Source organism: Brevundimonas intermedia, from assembly GCF_027922165.1.
GTDB classification, from domain to species: Bacteria; Pseudomonadota; Alphaproteobacteria; order Caulobacterales; family Caulobacteraceae; genus Brevundimonas; species Brevundimonas intermedia.
This window is the reverse complement of sequence record NZ_BSFD01000002.1, coordinates 168,874-184,080: the sequence shown is the minus strand read 5'-3', so window position 1 is coordinate 184,080 and position 15,207 is coordinate 168,874. Positions and strand designations below refer to the sequence as shown.

General features: G+C 66.0%; 19 protein-coding genes. 7 read left to right on the top strand and 12 right to left on the bottom strand.

The genetic code is table 11. The features are described 5' to 3' along the window. The first annotated feature begins 16 nt into the window (after window positions 1-16). Genes PKE72_RS03445 through PKE72_RS03435 form a run of 3 tightly spaced genes read left to right on the top strand, consistent with a single transcriptional unit; the run spans window position 17 to window position 2,173 of the window. Window positions 17-1,168: an acyltransferase family protein gene (locus tag PKE72_RS03445; protein WP_200932939.1), complete on the top strand. Its 1,152-nt coding sequence runs from the start codon at window positions 17-19 to the stop codon at window positions 1,166-1,168. Then, window positions 1,165-1,641 (top strand): DUF411 domain-containing protein, encoded by a 477-nt coding sequence (locus PKE72_RS03440; protein WP_055808271.1) that lies wholly within the window; start codon window positions 1,165-1,167, stop codon window positions 1,639-1,641. The genes PKE72_RS03445 and PKE72_RS03440 overlap by 4 nt, the downstream gene beginning before the upstream one ends. 40 nt (window positions 1,642-1,681) lie before the next feature. Then, window positions 1,682-2,173, top strand: a complete 492-nt coding sequence (locus PKE72_RS03435) for a YybH family protein (RefSeq protein ID WP_055808273.1) — start codon at window positions 1,682-1,684, stop codon at window positions 2,171-2,173. 176 nt (window positions 2,174-2,349) lie between these two features. On the opposite strand, the gene copD is transcribed toward PKE72_RS03435, so the two are convergent. The 5 genes from copD to PKE72_RS03410 all read right to left on the bottom strand — a co-directional run bounded on the left by copD (window position 2,350) and on the right by PKE72_RS03410 (window position 5,388). Further along, window positions 2,350-3,264, bottom strand: a complete 915-nt coding sequence (copD, locus tag PKE72_RS03430) for a copper homeostasis membrane protein CopD (RefSeq protein ID WP_271164061.1) — start codon at window positions 3,262-3,264, stop codon at window positions 2,350-2,352. 4 nt (window positions 3,265-3,268) lie between these two features. Then, a complete protein-coding gene (gene copC, locus PKE72_RS03425; RefSeq protein WP_219895927.1) occupies window positions 3,269-3,631 on the bottom strand; it encodes a copper homeostasis periplasmic binding protein CopC in 363 nt (120 codons plus the stop codon). 207 nt (window positions 3,632-3,838) lie between these two features. Next, window positions 3,839-4,285 (bottom strand): DUF305 domain-containing protein, encoded by a 447-nt coding sequence (locus PKE72_RS03420; protein WP_271164060.1) that lies wholly within the window; start codon window positions 4,283-4,285, stop codon window positions 3,839-3,841. Between the two features lie 96 nt (window positions 4,286-4,381). Beyond that, on the bottom strand, window positions 4,382-4,825 hold the full coding sequence (locus PKE72_RS03415) for a DUF305 domain-containing protein (RefSeq protein WP_082503530.1): 444 nt from the start codon (window positions 4,823-4,825) through the stop codon (window positions 4,382-4,384). Window positions 4,826-4,974: 149 nt separating this feature from the next. After that, on the bottom strand, window positions 4,975-5,388 hold the full coding sequence (locus tag PKE72_RS03410) for a MerR family transcriptional regulator (RefSeq protein ID WP_055808281.1): 414 nt from the start codon (window positions 5,386-5,388) through the stop codon (window positions 4,975-4,977). 68 nt (window positions 5,389-5,456) lie between these two features. On the opposite strand from PKE72_RS03410, the gene PKE72_RS03405 reads away from it, so the two are divergent. Further along, a complete protein-coding gene (locus PKE72_RS03405; protein WP_055808283.1) occupies window positions 5,457-6,221 on the top strand; it encodes a glutaredoxin family protein in 765 nt (254 codons plus the stop codon). A 538-nt stretch (window positions 6,222-6,759) separates the two neighbouring features. On the opposite strand, the gene PKE72_RS03400 is transcribed toward PKE72_RS03405, so the two are convergent. The 7 genes from PKE72_RS03400 to PKE72_RS03370 form a co-directional block, all read right to left on the bottom strand. Then, a complete protein-coding gene (locus tag PKE72_RS03400) occupies window positions 6,760-7,185 on the bottom strand; it encodes an OsmC family protein (RefSeq protein ID WP_055808285.1) in 426 nt (141 codons plus the stop codon). Between the two features lie 91 nt (window positions 7,186-7,276). Beyond that, the gene (locus tag PKE72_RS03395) at window positions 7,277-8,266 is read right to left on the bottom strand and encodes a malate dehydrogenase (RefSeq protein ID WP_066550122.1); all 990 of its coding nucleotides are present in this window, start codon (window positions 8,264-8,266) and stop codon (window positions 7,277-7,279) included. Window positions 8,267-8,273: 7 nt separating this feature from the next. Next, window positions 8,274-8,897, bottom strand: coding sequence for a DsbA family protein (locus PKE72_RS03390; RefSeq protein WP_082503531.1), 624 nt, complete (start codon window positions 8,895-8,897; stop codon window positions 8,274-8,276). 33 nt (window positions 8,898-8,930) lie between these two features. Continuing rightward, the gene (locus PKE72_RS03385; RefSeq protein ID WP_271164059.1) at window positions 8,931-10,112 is read right to left on the bottom strand and encodes a TDT family transporter; all 1,182 of its coding nucleotides are present in this window, start codon (window positions 10,110-10,112) and stop codon (window positions 8,931-8,933) included. Between the two features lie 22 nt (window positions 10,113-10,134). Then, complete coding sequence (locus tag PKE72_RS03380; RefSeq protein WP_156363211.1) at window positions 10,135-10,656, bottom strand: hypothetical protein; 522 nt, start codon at window positions 10,654-10,656, stop codon at window positions 10,135-10,137. A 242-nt stretch (window positions 10,657-10,898) separates the two neighbouring features. After that, window positions 10,899-11,273, bottom strand: coding sequence for a uracil-DNA glycosylase family protein (locus PKE72_RS03375; RefSeq protein WP_271164058.1), 375 nt, complete (start codon window positions 11,271-11,273; stop codon window positions 10,899-10,901). Between the two features lie 110 nt (window positions 11,274-11,383). Further along, window positions 11,384-12,268, bottom strand: a complete 885-nt coding sequence (locus tag PKE72_RS03370) for a LysR substrate-binding domain-containing protein (protein WP_055808299.1) — start codon at window positions 12,266-12,268, stop codon at window positions 11,384-11,386. A gap of 115 nt (window positions 12,269-12,383) precedes the next feature. On the opposite strand from PKE72_RS03370, the gene copM reads away from it, so the two are divergent. From copM to PKE72_RS03355, 3 genes are read left to right on the top strand one after another with little or no spacing between them, the layout of a single operon-like run. Beyond that, entirely contained in the window at window positions 12,384-12,791 is a 408-nt protein-coding gene (gene copM, locus PKE72_RS03365; RefSeq protein WP_055808492.1) for a CopM family metallochaperone, read from the top strand. Continuing rightward, window positions 12,788-14,227 carry a YncE family protein gene (locus PKE72_RS03360; protein ID WP_055808301.1) on the top strand — a complete coding sequence of 480 codons (1,440 nt, stop codon included), beginning with the start codon at window positions 12,788-12,790 and terminating at the stop codon, window positions 14,225-14,227. Before copM ends, PKE72_RS03360 begins: the two co-directional genes overlap by 4 nt. Before the next feature lie 11 nt (window positions 14,228-14,238). Next, complete coding sequence (locus PKE72_RS03355) at window positions 14,239-14,910, top strand: MBL fold metallo-hydrolase (protein ID WP_055808303.1); 672 nt, start codon at window positions 14,239-14,241, stop codon at window positions 14,908-14,910. The last annotated feature ends 297 nt before the right edge of the window (window positions 14,911-15,207 follow it).

Here is a 15,207-nt window from a genome sequence, read left to right as displayed (position 1 = left end):
TGTCGGGGGAGGCGATGTGAGCGAGAGGTCAGATCCGGCCGCGGGTCCGTTCCCGGACCGGCTCGATCCGCTGACGGGGGTGCGGTTCTTCCTCGCGCTCGGCGTGGTCCTGTTTCACTACCAGTTGCAATGGACGCTGCCCGAGGGCGCGGCCGGACTGTTGAACCGGGCTCGTCTCGCGGTCGACATCTTCTTCATCCTGTCGGGCTTCATCCTCACCCATGTTTACCTGCAGGGTGATCGGCCGGTGAACTACAGGCGGTTCCTCGCGGCGCGGTTCGCCCGCATCTACCCGGCGCACCTGTTCATTCTGGTGGCGATGCTGGCGCTCGTGCTCGTCGCGCCGCTTCTGGACGTCGGCCTGGAGCCCGGGCGGTTCAACGCTGCGGATTTCCTGACCACCTTCTTTCTGATTCAGGCGTGGTTCCCGCGAGACGGGATGGTTCTGTGGAACGGTCCCGCCTGGTCGCTGTCGGCCGAGTGGGCCGTCTATCTCGCCTTTCCGGCCTACGCTGCGGTCGCCCTGCGATTTCGACACAGGCCATGGATGCTCGTGGCGGCGGCGACTGGCCTGTTCATCCTGCTGGACGCGATCTACCGGCAGTGGTTCGGCTCGGTACTGCCCCGCGCGGAAGACAATATGGGCGTCTTGCGCATTGTTCCGGAGTTCCTGCTCGGGATTGGCCTCTACTATCTCGGAGCGCGCTGGGCGCCGTCCCCGCGGACAGCCATCGCGGGCGCCGTCGGAGCCACCGTGGCGCTCTTGCTCGCCATGCAGATCGGCGCCGACGATCGCCTTATCGTCGCTGCGGCGGGACCCTTCGTTCTCGCCCTGGCGCTGCTCGCCAAGGCAGGTGTCAGGACCTTCCTGTCGCACCCGATCACAATCTTCGCCGGTGAGGCCTCGTTCGCCCTCTACCTCGTCCATATTCCGATCCTGATGGTGTGGCGCAATGCCGCCCAGACTCTCGGGGGCTGGCCGGGCGACTATCGGATGGGTCTTCTTGAACTGGCGGCCATGCTGGCGGTCACCCTCGCCGCGGCGGCCGCCATCTATGGTCTGGTCGAGCGACCGAGCCGGAGTTGGCTGAGACGGCGGACCGTCGGCCGGACGCCGGATGCCGAAGCCAGACGCACCATTCACAGCGATCAAGGAGAGCCCTTTTGACCACCTCCCAGCTCCACCGAAGGCTTTTTCTCGGCGCCGCCGTCAGCGTCGCCCTGACCGGAACGGCCTGCGCCCAGAGCCGGTCGACGAGAAACCTCACGGTCTTCAAGACGCCGACCTGTGCGTGCTGCGACGCCTGGATCACGCACATGCGGCAGGCCGGCTTCACCACCACCATCACCGTTCTGCCGAGCCTGCAGTCCGTCCGCAGCAGTCGGGGACTTCCGGACAACCTGGGCTCCTGCCACACCGGATTGATCGATGGCTATTTCGTAGAGGGCCATGTCCCGGCGGGGGACTTGATAAGGCTGCTTGCCGAGCGGCCGACGGCGCTCGGCCTCGCGGTGCCGGCCATGCCTCTCGGTTCGCCCGGCATGGACACACCGCAGGGAGACAAGGATCCCTACGACACGCTGCTGGTGCTTCGCTCCGGCGCGACCCGGGTGTTCGCCCGTCACAATCCGCCGACCTGACCTGACCCTGTCTCACCTGATTTATAAACCGGAGCCCATCATGTCCCCCAAACCTCTCGTTCTCGCCCTCTCTCTCGCCGTCTCGACGGTGACGCCAGCCGTCGCGCAGGACCATTCCCACGGCCACGCCCAGACCGCCGGGTCGATCAGCGCGGAAGCGACGGACGCGGCCGCGACCGTCGATGCCTTCCATGCCGCGCTCAAGGCCGGCGACACCTCTGCCGCCCTGTCGCTTCTGGCCCCCGACGTCATGATCTTTGAAGAGGGCGGAGCGGAGCGCTCGCGCGAGGAATACGCCTCCCACCATCTTGCGTCGGACGCCGCCTTCGCGGCCGCCTCGGACGCTACCGTGAGCCGCAGATCGGGCTGGGCGGACGGTGATGTGGCGTGGATCACCAGCGAAGGCCGCACCACCGGTCAGTTTAACGGGCGCGCCGTTGACCGTCTGACAACGGAAACCATGGTGCTGAAGCGCCATGCCGACGGCTGGCGCATCCATCACATTCACTGGTCGTCGCGCGCTCCGCGGTAGTTCGCGTCTCGGGTCTGAACGGCTCCGTGCGCAAGCGCGTGGCGTTCAGACCGTATTTGTCCGCTTGCCGGGAATCCCGGACGCCCCGAGGGACGGACGTGACAACCTTCCGGCCTCGAAGAACGGAGCCGCGACCGCAGCGGCGCTCGGCTCCGCGGGCCATTTGCTCGCCCGGATCACGTCGCGACCGGCGGGGGGAGGGTGCCCATAAGCGCAACGACGGCAAGGACGACGAGCCCGAGGGTCGTCTCCGTGACGATGCTGCGCCGCAGCCGTCGAACCGCCGAGATCGACTGTCCCGTGTGCTCCAGCTCCCGGCGCAGGGAGGGTGTGAGGCGGAAACGGTTGTCCGCCGCCAGACTCAGCATCAGCACGAAGAGCGCCAGCTTGGCGATCAGCAGCTGTGCGTAAAGGCTGTCGCCAAGGTTCACGAAACGCTCCGGTCCGACGAGGAACCAGCTGTTCGCAAGACCGGTGGCCACGAGCAGGGCTACGGCGAGAGTGCCAAGGCCCGAGAACCCATGCAAGGCGCGGTGGAGGACCCCATCGTCGACCCCGGCGCGGCGTCGCAGCAGGATCGTCAGCGCCACCAGCGCGCCAAGCCAGAGGGCTGCCCCGACGGAATGGACGATGTCAGAGGCGAGGTGGACCAGGCCCCCGGAGCCTTCTGTCGCCGCGCCGTGTCCTGTCCAGGCGAAGCTCGCGACCACGAAGAGCCCAAGGCCTAGCGAGACGCTCCAAGCCGTCTTGCCCGGCTTTATGGCGAGGACCGCGACGACGGCTGCGAGGGCGAGGGCGGCCCGGGCGACCATGGCCTTACCCAAGGCCGTGCCGGTGATCATGAAGGACAGAGACGCAGGCTTGATGGCTTCCGCCAGCGAGCCGGCCATGACCGCCGTCTGGGCGAGGAGAGCCAGGAGCGCGCTGGCGAAGACCACCAAACCTGACCCTATCAGGATCGCGCGCGACCAGGTGAGATCCACGCCATCGCCGCGCCTGAAGGTGTACAGCAGGAATAGCGGCGTCCCGAGAAGGACGACGGCCCCGGCGTACTGGAGCCACCGTAGCGCGACGACCGCGAGCTCGAGCACGGCGTCAGCGCACGGTGAAGGTGTACGAGCCTGTCATGCGGTGACCGTCGCTCGAGGCGATGCGCCAGTCGATGCGATAGGCGCCAGCAGTCAGCGGTCGCGCCAGTGTCCCCGTGAGGGTCTTGCCGTCTTCAGCGATCGAGGTGCGTACCGCGAGCTTTTCGCCGGCCGAGTTGACGACGTCGAAACCAGAGAACGCCGGCACAGACCGCTCGCTGAAGGTCAAAGTCAACGTGCGGGTCGCACCCACCGTGGCGTTCGGCGCGGGCGTGGCGCTCACGAGACGGGCGTGAGCCGCAGCTGGTCCAGCGGCGAGGACGACCGCAGCCGCCAAGGCGACATAGGGAACGGGGTTGAATGCACGCATACTGTGTCTCCTGACGATTTGGCCGGTCCGGCCTTCGACTAGTCTACGCGTCGCGTCGACATTCCCCTCGCCAACGGCGACCGACGCTGGACGGCCTAATTCCGTGGAGCCGTCGACAAACCTCGCGGGGGCGGGCCAATCCGCCTGACGTCGCCTCGAAGAGCAATAGCCGCTCGGCGACCTGCGGAAAGTCTCGTCTGAACGCGGTCAGAGCCGCTCCTGAATGGCCTGCATCTGGCGGATTTCACGCTTCTGAGCCTCGACGATCTCTCCGCAAAGCGCGACCAATTCCGGGTCGCTCAACTTGGCCTTGCCGCACATCAGGATCGCGCCGGAGTGATGGGGGATCATTCCGCGAATGAGTTCCTTGTCGCCGATCGCCGCCTGGGTGCGCATGGCGTAGAAGCTGCCCGCGAAGGTGATCATCGCGGTCAGCCCGATGGCGAGGTTGAGACGATTGTTCGGATACATCTCGCGCATCAGAACCAGCATAAGGACGGCCATTGGTGCGACCATCATCAGCGTCATGTAGACGTTGTTGAGATTGAAGTCGAAGTGATCGAGCGTCGCGATCATCGTAAACATCACCAAATACATGATGATGAAGTGGACGATGAGTTCAATCGCCAGGTTGCGATAGCTCTTGTCGTGCATGAGGGACCTCCCGCCGGCGAACCGACGCCGACGATCGACGCCGTCCAAAAGCACATACGCGCGGGCAGACCATTTCCCGCGCGTAATCGTCCCGCATCAGGCTCCGGGCTGCACCGAACCCGCAGCGGGGGCTGTTGCGCTGGATCGATGTTGCGCGACCCACTGCTCCAGCTCCGTGATCTCCTGGCGCTGCATGGTAATCGTCTTTTCGGCCATCTGGCGGAGCGCGGCATCGGGGTTTTCCCGCATCAGGACCTCCGACATAGCGATGGCGCCCCGGTGGTGCTCGATCATCTTCAGGGCATAGGTCTCCTGCGGGTCTGCGCCGTGCGCCTGCATCATGGCCTGATGCATCTGCTGTTCGGACGCGGAATAGGGCGTCTCAGGCCCCGCCATCGGCTGGGCCGCCGGAGCGCTTTGTTCAGTCGCCGAGCCCGCATCGGCCGTCTCGGTTCTATCGGCCTGACCCGCAGGACTGCACGCGGTCAGGAGCACGGACAGGGCGGCGGTCGCCAGACCGGCGTTCAGCTTGATCGACATCTTCGTTCTCCGAAAGTGATGATCAACGAACAGTTCTGGCTATGGGACGTTCCGGTCCTCACGCTTGCGCGGCTACGCAGTCGGATTGCGTTTTTCCAGGCGGGACGGATGCCGGCCATCCCACCCGTTCGCCAAGACAGGGCACGATTTCAAACCTTTTCACCCTGAAAGGCTGAAATGATCGGACACGGTCCGCTGTCGTTCGCCGCGCAGGCGCTCGCCAGTCGGCGCAACGCCGCTCTCGCCGTCTCAAGATCGGAGATGGTTCGATCGAGCGCTTCCAGCCTCTCCGCCGCCAGCACACGGGCGCGCGTGCGGTCTTCGCCAGCGTCGAGCGACAACAGCTCTTTGATCTGCTCCAGGGTAAAGCCCGCCGTCTGTGCGGAGCGGATGAACCTCAGCCGGCGCACGTCCTCCTCGCCATAACGTCGAACCCCCGCGCCGGCGCCATCGCGAGACCACCTATCGGGCGTCGGAAGCAATCCGCGACGCTGATAAAAGCGAACAGTCTCCACCCCGACGCCGCCGTCTCTCGCCAACCCTGCGATAGTCCGAACGTTCATGCTTGACTCCGTATCACGGTACGGAACTTAAGACCTGCAGCTCAGATTTGAAGATCAAGGAGCCTGCAATGACCAAGACCGCTGTCATCTATCGGATGGTGATGCCCGACCACACCTGTCCGTGGGGGCTCAAGGCCCGGCATCTTCTCAAGAGCCGGGGCTACAAGGTCGAGGACCACTGGCTCACGACCCGCGAGCAGACCGACGCCTTCAAGGCCGAGCACGGCGTCAAGACGACGCCTCAGGTCTTCATCGACGGCCAGCGCGTCGGCGGCCACGACGATCTGCGCCGCTATCTCGGTCTCAAGGTCCGCGATCCCAAGGCGACCACCTACACGCCGGTCCTCGTCGTCTTCCTGACCACCGCCGTGATGGCGACGATGCTCAGCCTGACGATTTTTGGCACGCCGTTCACCGTGCGGGCAGGGGAGTGGTTTATCGCCCTGTCTATGATGGCCCTCGCCATGCTGAAGCTCCAGAACATCGAGAGCTTCTCATCCATGTTCCTGAACTACGACCTGCTGGCCAAGCGGTGGGTGCCATACGGCAAGGTCTATCCGTTCGCCGAGTTCGGGGCAGGCGCGTTGATGGTCGCGGGCGTCCTGACCTGGTTGTCGGTCCCGGTGGCCCTGTTCATCGGCGGCATTGGCGCGGCCTCGGTCTTCAAGGCTGTCTACATCGACAAGCGCGAACTGAAATGCGCCTGCGTCGGTGGAGACAGCAATGTGCCGCTTGGCTTCCTATCCCTGACCGAGAACCTGATGATGATCGCCATGGCGATCTGGATGCTGGTTATGCACTACGCTCTGCCGGCGTCAGCGATGGCGATGTAGGTTCTGTTCATGCTAGTCTAGCGGAGGCAAGTGAACGCGCAAGAATCGATTGTTAATTCGAGTTTGAGATTGTCAATACGTCTCGAAAGATTGCGCAATCACGCGGTTTTTACATCGGTCTATTTATCTAATGTTTTCAGAACCAAGCCGAACGGTCGGGCGGCGAGCCGGTGTTAAAGTAGGTGGGCCGCGAAAAAACCAACTGATTCATGATTTTACCCAGCTTAGAGCAATCGAGTGGGAGTGAGGGGCGGCGGGCATGCGGGTGCGGCCTCTGGCGATTTGGTTGACGCCAGGGCGACATTAGCGGTCGGGTTGGGATAGCGCGAACCCGTAGATCTACGGTGGTGAAGGGTGCCGGAGATGCTCGATCTCTCGTGGGTATTTGGGGTCCGCTTCTGACTCATTGCTGACCTTCCGAAGGTCCGCTTCCGGCGGAATGGAAGTTTGTGTCTAGTGGGACCACACTTTTCGTGTCCCGACCAACACTGAGAAAGAGGGGGATGGGCGGGACGTGGCGATGGCCTTCGCCTCGCAGCTAGATGGTCGCCTTGCACCAGATCGTTTCGATCGAAACTGTACCTACGAGCATCCGATGAATTGGGCACTTGTCGGCGATCTCCAGCAACCGGATCCTCTGTTCCTCCGGTAGCCCAGTCGGCAGAGTGATTGTTCGGGTGAACTGATCCGACGGTGTCGCCCCCAAGTCCCGGGTCAACAAGACCTCGACGGACATGGCGCCCAAGGTCCAGCCTTTCCGGTTGGCGTACAGGCGCAGGGTCTGGGCCGTACAGGAGGCGAGCGCCGCCTGCACCAGCTCGTGAGGGGTCGGACCGAGATCCAGCCCGCCCAGGGCGACGGGTTCGTCGACCACGAAGCGGGCGGGGCCCGCGGTGATCGTCAGTTGTAGGCCGCCGAGACCGGCGTCGGTCGCGATCGAGGGCCGGGAAGCTGCGTCGGTCATGGGAATCCTTCGGCGAAGTTTGGAAAACAGGGACGCCGTCGCCTGCCTTGGCGACGGCGACTACATGAGCATGTTCGACGGCGTCGGATGATCAGGCGTCCGCCAGGACCGCGAGCGCGGCGTCGCGCTCCTCGATCAACTCCTGCACCGAAGCGGCCAGACCGGCGCGCGTGAAGGCGTCGAGCTCCAGACCCGTGACGGGCGCATAGACGCCGTCGCGGCAGGTCGTCGGCACACCGCAGACCAGCCCTTCGGGAATGTCGTACTGGCCGATCGAGGCGACGCCCATCGAAACCCAACGGCCGTTCGAGCCCTGCACCCAGTCGCGCATATGGTTGATGGCGGCGTTGGCGGCCGAGGCCGCCGAGGAGGCGCCGCGGGCTTCCAGCACGGCCGTGCCGCGACGGGCCACCTCAGGGATGAGGGTGTCGCGATACCAGGTCTCGTCGTTGATGAGCCCGGCCAGAGACTGGCCCTCCACGGTCGCATGGCTCCAGTCGGCGAACATGGTCGGGGAGTGATTGCCCCAGACCGCGAGCTTCTCCACGGCATCGACGGGGACGCCCGCGCGGCGCGCGAACTGGGCGGCGGCGCGGTTGTGGTCGAGGCGGATCATCGAGGTGATGGCGCCGGGCGGCAGATCCGGCGCGGACTGGATCGCCACCCAGGCATTGGTGTTCGCCGGATTGCCAACCACCAGAACCTTGACGGAGCGTTTGGCGACCGCGTTCAGGGCCGCGCCCTGGGTCTTGAAGATGGCGGCGTTGGCCGCCAGCAGGTCGCGGCGCTCCATGCCCTTGGCGCGGGGGCGCGACCCGACCAGAAAGGCGGCGTCGATGTCGTCGAAGGCGATAATGGGGTCGTCGGTGGTCTGGATGGAGGTTAGTAGCGGAAAGGCGCAATCGTCCAGCTCCATGACCACGCCCTGGAGCGCCGCCTGAGCCTGAGGCAGGTCGAGGAGGCGAAGATCGATCGGGGTGTCGGGCCCGAACACATCGCCCTGGGCCAGGCGGAACAGCAGGGCGTAGGCGATCTGGCCGGCGGCGCCGGAGACGGCGACCTTGACGGGGGCGTTGGGCATCGGAACCTCAGGATTGCGGGGTTTGAGAAAGGGCTTGGTCGATCGAGGCGGAGACGGCTTCGAGGGTCAGGGCGGTGTCCAGACGTCGGTGCTGGACGAAGAGCGTCGGCGTTCCATTCACCCCGGCGTCGCGGGCACGGGCGACACGGCGCTCCAGGGCCGCGATGGCCTCGGGATCGGTGATGCAGGATTGAAGCCGCGCCTCGCTGATGCCGAACCGCGCCGCGATCCTCAGGAGGGCGTCGCGCGGGCCGCCGCCGTTCGCCCATTCGGACTGGCCGTGCATCAGGGCGTCGATGACCTCGAAATAGCGATCTTCGCCTGCGCACCGCGCCAGCAGAACGCCGGCGGCGGAGAGGTTGGCGGGGCCGGTGATGAATTCGCGATAGATCAGCCGGACCCGCCCGGCGTCGATGTAGCGCCGCCGGAGTTCGGGCAGCACCTCGATGGCGAAGCGGGCGCAGGGGCCGCAGGTGGTCGAGGCGTATTCGATCAGGGTCACGGGCGCGTCAGCCTGGCCCAGCACCATGTCGTCGGCTTCGGCCGCGCGCGGCGCACAGGCGGTGATCAAGGCGCCGACGCCGCCCGCCATGAGGACGCGGCGTGACGGCGTGAAAAGGTCATGAGGCATTGGTGATTCCAGAAAGGACGGAGTGGAGGCGGATCAGCGTGCGCAAGGGATGTCGCGCTTGGCCGCCTCGGCGAGGCAGGGGGCGACGAACAGGTCTCCGCGCCAGGCGCCGCGCACCGTACGGGCGCCGACGATCAGCCACAGCACCAGCAGTGCGGCGACCAGGGCCATGCCGAACAGGTTGAAGGCCGGGATGGGGAGCAGGGTTCCCAGCTTCAGCGTCGCGACAGAGAAGACGCCGAGTGGGAAGGTGTAGCCCCACCAGCCCAGATTGAACGGCAGGCCCTGACGCAAGTAGCGCAGGGTGATCAGCACGGCCATCGCGGCCCACCACAGGCCGTAGGCCCACAGCAGCAGGCCGCCGATCAGGCCGATCCCGCGCGCGGCGTCGCCGTACTGGCCCAGACCGGCGGCGGTGAAGATGGCGGGCGCGGCCTGGCCGAGCACCAGCATGCCGAGCGCGCCCGTGCCGATCGGGCCCAGCGACAGCCAGCTGGAGGCCGCCATACCGGCGTGCGGCAGTTTGTGGATCGCCATGCGGAGCACGAGGATGACCAGGATGCTCATCGCCAGCGGCACGGACAGGGCCCACAGGCCATAGCTGACTACCAGCACCGACAGGGCGGCGTTCGGGTCCGCGAGGTGCGGCGCGATCAGGCCGCCGGTGACGGCCGCGACCTCGGCCGCCACGACCGGCAGCAGCCAGACGGCCGTCATCTGGTCGATGGCGTGCTCCTGGCGGGTGAACATCATGAAGGGGATGCCGATGCCGCAGGCGACGGCAAGGGCCACGTCGATCCACCACAGGGCTTCGGCGACCGGCACGACGCCTTCGCCCCAGCGCGCCAGGCCGAAGGCCATCAGGCCGTTGATGATGGTCGCCAGCCCCATCGGGATGCAGCCGAAGAACATCGACACGACCGAATGGCCGAAGATTCGTCGCGCGCCGTCGAAGAAGAAGATCCAGCGCGCCGCGTAGAGAACGGTGAACAGGGCGAACAGGCCGATGTTGAAATCCCACAGGGCTTCGGCGACGATTTTTACGCCGGGTATGGGGACCGGAAGCTGGTTCAGCGCCAGGGCGAGGATGCCGGTTCCCATGGTGGCGGCGAACCAGTTCGGCGTGAACTGCCGCACGATCTCCCTGGGCGATTGCAGACTCGCCAACGGGCGAAGGCCGAAGGCGACGTCGCGAACGTGAATGTCATGAGCCATGAGAGGTTATCCAGACGAGCGGTCAGCCCGCGGTGAAGCGATAGACGGCGCCGAGCACGACGGCGGTGACCAGAAGGCAGGCGGGCAGGGTCAGCATCTGCAACGCGGCTTCGCGGCCGCTGATCCAGCCCGTGTCGATGATCACGCGACCGGCGAGGCAATCGTTCAAGGAGCGGATGCGCTCGCCCGGCGCAGGCGTATCGGCCAGCAGGCTCATCCCGGTGAGAAGGCCGAAGAACATCAGGCCGAGAACGGTGATGAAGCCCAGGGCGAGCATCGCCTCGCCGTGACCGAACACCAGCCAGAACACGGCCACCATGGCGGCGTAGAGACCCGCGACCGCCTTGACCATTGCGGGGTGAACGCCGGTAAGGCCGACGCCAGGCTGGACCCGGTGCAAGGTCTCGCCGGATTGAGTCGCGGCGATGGGAGAAGGCGGAATGAAAGGCGTCTGCGGTTTTACATTCTCAGGACCGATGGCCTGGCGCCTGGCGACGGACCTGCGGCCTTGGCGCATGGCCGGAGCGGCGAGAAGGGTGGTCATGGCGGCTCTCCTTTCGGAGTGGAGGCCAGTCTTCGGCGCGCTCCTCGACATCCGGGATGCGCCTCTTGGATCATCAGCTCCAACGGATGTTTTAGATAGGTTTGTTCGCTTTGATCGAATGAACGCCCTAGGGGGTGATCAGCGCGGCTGCCCACGCAAAGGCGGCCTGCAGGCCAAGACGATGCTCGGGGGCGGTGTTGATGAACGTCGGGCTCGGGTGTGGCGCGAGACACAGCTCCACTTCAGGCCGCAGGCGGGTCAGCGTCGGAGCCGCCATCGCGGACGCGGCCGCACAATACCGCGGCCCTGAGGCGATGAAGCGGGGTGACCAGTCCCTCTAGCGTGGCCAGGCCGGAGGCGATCTCCTGTCTTGTCAGCGGTCGCGCGGACCCCGAGCGAAGCCAGGGGACCGTGTTCCAAAGGACGATGCGGCGGCGGTCGAGCCCCGCTGCTTCCATCGCGCGCTTCAGGTTGCGCGCGGTGCCCGTGGGATTGTCGATGGAGACGAGGCGATCCGCTTGCGGTCCCGGGGCCGGTGTCTCCAGAAGCACAAGGATTTCCGCCTCGTCTCCACCGTCGAGGGGGTCGAACTTCGGCGTACCTTGTTGAGCGCCCACGCCCCTATCCAGAGCTCTCAGGAATCCGTTCAGTCCCTCGAGATGCGTGTGAGGCGGCGCGCGGTCATTCACCAGTGAAGGCCAGACACCGCCTTGACGAGCCGACGCGCTCAATGGCGTGACGCCGTCAGGGACGCCAGGAACACCTCGCCCGCCTTTGAGCGATAGCGCTGCTTGTGCCGCAGGAGCCAGAACGGGCGGTCGGGCAAGGTCAGGGGCAGGGCGGCGAGGATGCCGGCGCGCAGGCGCGCGGCGACGACATTGCGCGACACGACCGTCGCTCCCGCACCGGCCTCGACGGCGGCGGCGACCGCCTCATTCCCGGGCAAGGTCATGGCCACGTCCAGAGCGTCGATGGCCAGCCCGCGCTGATTGAGGGCCGTCTCAAAAGCCGACCGGGTGCCGGAGCCGGGCTCGCGCAACACCCAGGTCATTTGCTTCAGGTCCGGCGGCCCGGCGCCGTCCTGGGCGGCGGGGTGGTCGGCCGCCACGACCAGCACCAGTTCGTCGTGATCCAGAACCGAACGGCTCAACGCCGGCTCGTTCAGTTCGCCCTCGACCAGACCCAGTTCAGCGCAGCCCTCCAGGACAGCGTCGGCCACCTCGCGCGTATTGCCGATCGAGACCTCGATGCGGATGCCGGGATGAGCCTGATGAAACCGGGTCAGTCGGGCGGGAAGCCACCAGCCGGCGATGGTCTGGCTGGCGTGGATCGACAGTCGTCCGCGTTTCAGGCCGCCCAGGTCGTCGAGCGCGTCCTGCGCCGCCTCGACACGGGCGAGGATCGCCTTGGCCTCGACGAGGAAGGTTGCGCCCGCCTCGTTCAGGACGATGTTGCGGCCAACGCGGTCGAACAGGGCGACGCCGTGGCGGCCCTCCAGCGTCGTCACCGCCGAGCTGACCGCCGACTGGGTCAGGTTCAGGGCCTCGGCGGCGCGGGTTACGTGCTGGCGCTCGGCGACGGCGACGAAGATGCGGAGCTGGTCCAGGGTCATGGGACAATCCTAACCCACGAAGCGGCGACTTCGACAGGGAACGTTCGGCGACGGCGAACGTTCCGAGCGGAACATCGCGTTGGTCGTCCGGGACGATCGCCTGCAGGATCGGATCATGACCCACGCCCCACCCTCCCGATGGATCAGAACCGGCGTCCTGGCGCTTGGCTCGGCGACTGCCGGTGCCGCAGTTATGGCCTTCGCACAGATGCCCGGCTCGGACTTCGATGCGGCGATGGCCGAGGCGATGGAGCGGATGCACCGCGACATGGCGGTAGAATCCACCGGCGACCCAGACGTGGACTTCGCCGCCATGATGATCCCGCATCATCAGGGCGCCATCGACATGGCGCGCGTCGAGCTTCTGTACGGGCAGGACGAGACCATGAAGCGTCTGGCCCAGGGGATCATCATTGAACAGACCCAGGAAATCGCCCTGATGCGCGACTACCTGACCCGCCATTCTGATGCGCCGACGCCGACCGGCGGCGCGACCTCGACCCATCACGGACACGGATCATGACCCTGACAGCCCGCGCCATCGCCGCCCTTGTTCTCAGCCTGTCCGCCGGACACGCCTTGGCCGATCAGGTTCCGGGCGCGGCGGCGGCGCCCGCCATCCCGATCAGCAGCCAGGATCGGTTCTATTCGGCCGACCAGTTCTCCAACACCGTCTCGGTGGTCGATCCCTCGACCAACGGCCTGCTGGGGGTGATTTCCCTCGGCGAACCGACTCCGGCCAACCTCAGCCCGCTCTACAAGGGCCAGTTGCTGGTCCACGGCATCGGCGCGGCGCCGGACGGCAAGACGATCGCCGTGGTCTCGATCGGGTCCAACTCGGTCAGCTTCATCGACACGGCCAGCAACACCGTCAAACATACCACCTATGTCGGGCGCTCTCCGCACGAGGCCTTCTTCACGCCGGACGGCCGCGAGGTCTGGGTCACGGTGCGGGGCGAGGCCTATGTTTCGGTGCTGGACGCCGCGACCTATCAGGAGACCGCCCGGGTCGAGACGCCCAACGGGCCGGGCATGACCATCTTCTCGCCGGACGGCCGCTACGCCTACATCTGCTCCAGCTTCAGTCCCGAGACGGTGGTAGTCGAGACCGCGACCCGTCAGATCGTCGGTCGGGTGGCCCAGGCCAGTCCGTTCTGCCCCGACATCGCCGCCACGCCCGATGGAAGCCAGGTCTGGATGACGCTGAAGGACGTGGGCAAGACCATGGTTTTCAACGCCCGTCCGCCGTTCGCTGTCCTACAGACGCTCGACACCGGCCCCTTGACCAACCACGTCAACATCGTGCGCAACGCGGCGGGCCAGTTCGCCTATGTGACCGTCGGGACCGAGAACCGGGTCAAGGTCTATCGCACCGACACCTTCACGCTCGTGACGGAGATCGAGGTGGGGTCGCTGCCGCACGGTCTGTGGCCCTCCGGCGACGGCTCGCGGATTTACGTCGGGCTGGAGAATGGCGACGGCGTGGCGGTCATCGACACCCTGGCCAACCGCGTGATCGCCACCGTGCCGATCGGTCAGGGACCGCAAGGGGTCACCTATGTGCCGCGTGCGGTCACTCAGGGTGACGGCAGGGCCAACCTCACGCCCCTGGGCGCAGCTCGCGCCTCGCATCAACTCGTTCTGACGGGCGAGGGCGACACCCGGTCCCAGGCGACCTTGTTCGAGCAGGGGCAGGTCCAGATGCTGCAGATCGCCGCCGCAGGCCTCCAACCCGGCAAGCCCTATGTCCTCGCCTTCGCCAATGCGGCGGACGGATCGGGGACGCTCGAGCCTCTGACGAAGTTCATGACCAATCCGGCTGGGTCTGCGGTCGTCAACGCCGTGGGCCCGATCCGTCAGGTGGTCGCCGCCGACGCCGGCGCACCCCGCCGTTGGCTGGTCATCGCCTCGGGCACGCCCGAGGCGATCGGCGCGGTCGTCCAGAGACAGTCGGAATAGGACCGGCCGCCATGCGGATCGACAAGTTCGTCCATAGCTGCCTGCGCCTGACGATCGGTGCAGATCGACTGCTCTTCGATCCGGGCAAGTTTTCGTTCGTCGACGGACGGGTCGATCCTGCTGTCTTTTCGGATGTCTCGACGATCGTCCTGACGCACGGCCATCCCGACCACATCGACCCTGACGCTCTGGCCAGGATCGTGCAGGCGAGTGGCGCGACACTCGTCGGCAACGGCGAGGTCGCCGACAAGCTCGGCGAGAAGGGGCTGTCGGTCACGGTGTTCGAGGAGGGCGAACGGACCTTCGGCGCGTTCCGGCTGCAGGCTCAGCCGGTCGCGCATGAGCCCATCCTGTCGGACGAGAGCCCGCAACTGACAGCCTTCCTCGTCAACGACGTTTTCCTCAACCCGGGCGACAGTTTCGACAGCCGTCTGGATCGGTTCGCGGGCGTGGAGGTGCTGGCCCTTCCGGTGATGGCGCCTTACCTGACCGAGCTCACTGTCCATGCGTTCGCCAAACGGATGAAGCCAAAATCGGTCGTCCCGGTCCATGACGGCTACGCTCGCGACTATTTCCTCAGGCAGCGTTACGACGTCTACGAGCCCTATCTGGACAAGGCCGGGATCAAACTGCACCGGCCGATGGCGCCCGGAGACGGGTTCGACGTCTCTGACCATGACTGACGCAGTCTGCACCTCCACCGGTTTCGCGCGATTGCGATCGCGATAAAATGGCGGCGGCTCGGCGTGGTAACTCAGGTGAATGTCGCCTTTGCGCGGTGACTGTCATGTCCGCTCATGGCGCGAAGCTGGCTTTGCGCTTCGCTGTGGTGGCAGGAGTGGTCACCGAGGCCCCGACGTGCCACTCGTCCCGGTGGGAAGGCAGGCGGCCATGGGGATCGCAACTTTGGGAGCGGACGGCAGCATCGATGTTCTCGAAGCCAGCACGCCGGAGAAGCGGAGCGCGCCGGGGAATAGTTG

Excerpts from the sequence above, each read along its gene's own strand:
- PKE72_RS03380 (WP_156363211.1), bottom strand. The coding sequence starts at position 10,656 with ATGACCACCCTTCTCGCCGCTCCGGCCATGCGCCAAGGCCGCAGGTCC.
- PKE72_RS03410 (WP_055808281.1), bottom strand. The coding sequence starts at position 5,388 with ATGAACGTTCGGACTATCGCAGGGTTGGCGAGAGACGGCGGCGTCGGG.
- PKE72_RS03370 (WP_055808299.1), bottom strand. The coding sequence starts at position 12,268 with ATGACCCTGGACCAGCTCCGCATCTTCGTCGCCGTCGCCGAGCGCCAG.
- copC (WP_219895927.1), bottom strand. The coding sequence starts at position 3,631 with ATGCGTGCATTCAACCCCGTTCCCTATGTCGCCTTGGCGGCTGCGGTC.
- PKE72_RS03415 (WP_082503530.1), bottom strand. The coding sequence starts at position 4,825 with ATGTCGATCAAGCTGAACGCCGGTCTGGCGACCGCCGCCCTGTCCGTG.
- PKE72_RS03435 (WP_055808273.1), top strand. The coding sequence starts at position 1,682 with ATGTCCCCCAAACCTCTCGTTCTCGCCCTCTCTCTCGCCGTCTCGACG.
- PKE72_RS03405 (WP_055808283.1), top strand. The coding sequence starts at position 5,457 with ATGACCAAGACCGCTGTCATCTATCGGATGGTGATGCCCGACCACACC.
- PKE72_RS03355 (WP_055808303.1), top strand. The coding sequence starts at position 14,239 with ATGCGGATCGACAAGTTCGTCCATAGCTGCCTGCGCCTGACGATCGGT.
- PKE72_RS03395 (WP_066550122.1), bottom strand. The coding sequence starts at position 8,266 with ATGCCCAACGCCCCCGTCAAGGTCGCCGTCTCCGGCGCCGCCGGCCAG.
- PKE72_RS03400 (WP_055808285.1), bottom strand. The coding sequence starts at position 7,185 with ATGACCGACGCAGCTTCCCGGCCCTCGATCGCGACCGACGCCGGTCTC.
- copM (WP_055808492.1), top strand. The coding sequence starts at position 12,384 with ATGACCCACGCCCCACCCTCCCGATGGATCAGAACCGGCGTCCTGGCG.
- PKE72_RS03390 (WP_082503531.1), bottom strand. The coding sequence starts at position 8,897 with ATGCCTCATGACCTTTTCACGCCGTCACGCCGCGTCCTCATGGCGGGC.
- PKE72_RS03360 (WP_055808301.1), top strand. The coding sequence starts at position 12,788 with ATGACCCTGACAGCCCGCGCCATCGCCGCCCTTGTTCTCAGCCTGTCC.
- PKE72_RS03420 (WP_271164060.1), bottom strand. The coding sequence starts at position 4,285 with ATGCACGACAAGAGCTATCGCAACCTGGCGATTGAACTCATCGTCCAC.
- PKE72_RS03385 (WP_271164059.1), bottom strand. The coding sequence starts at position 10,112 with ATGGCTCATGACATTCACGTTCGCGACGTCGCCTTCGGCCTTCGCCCG.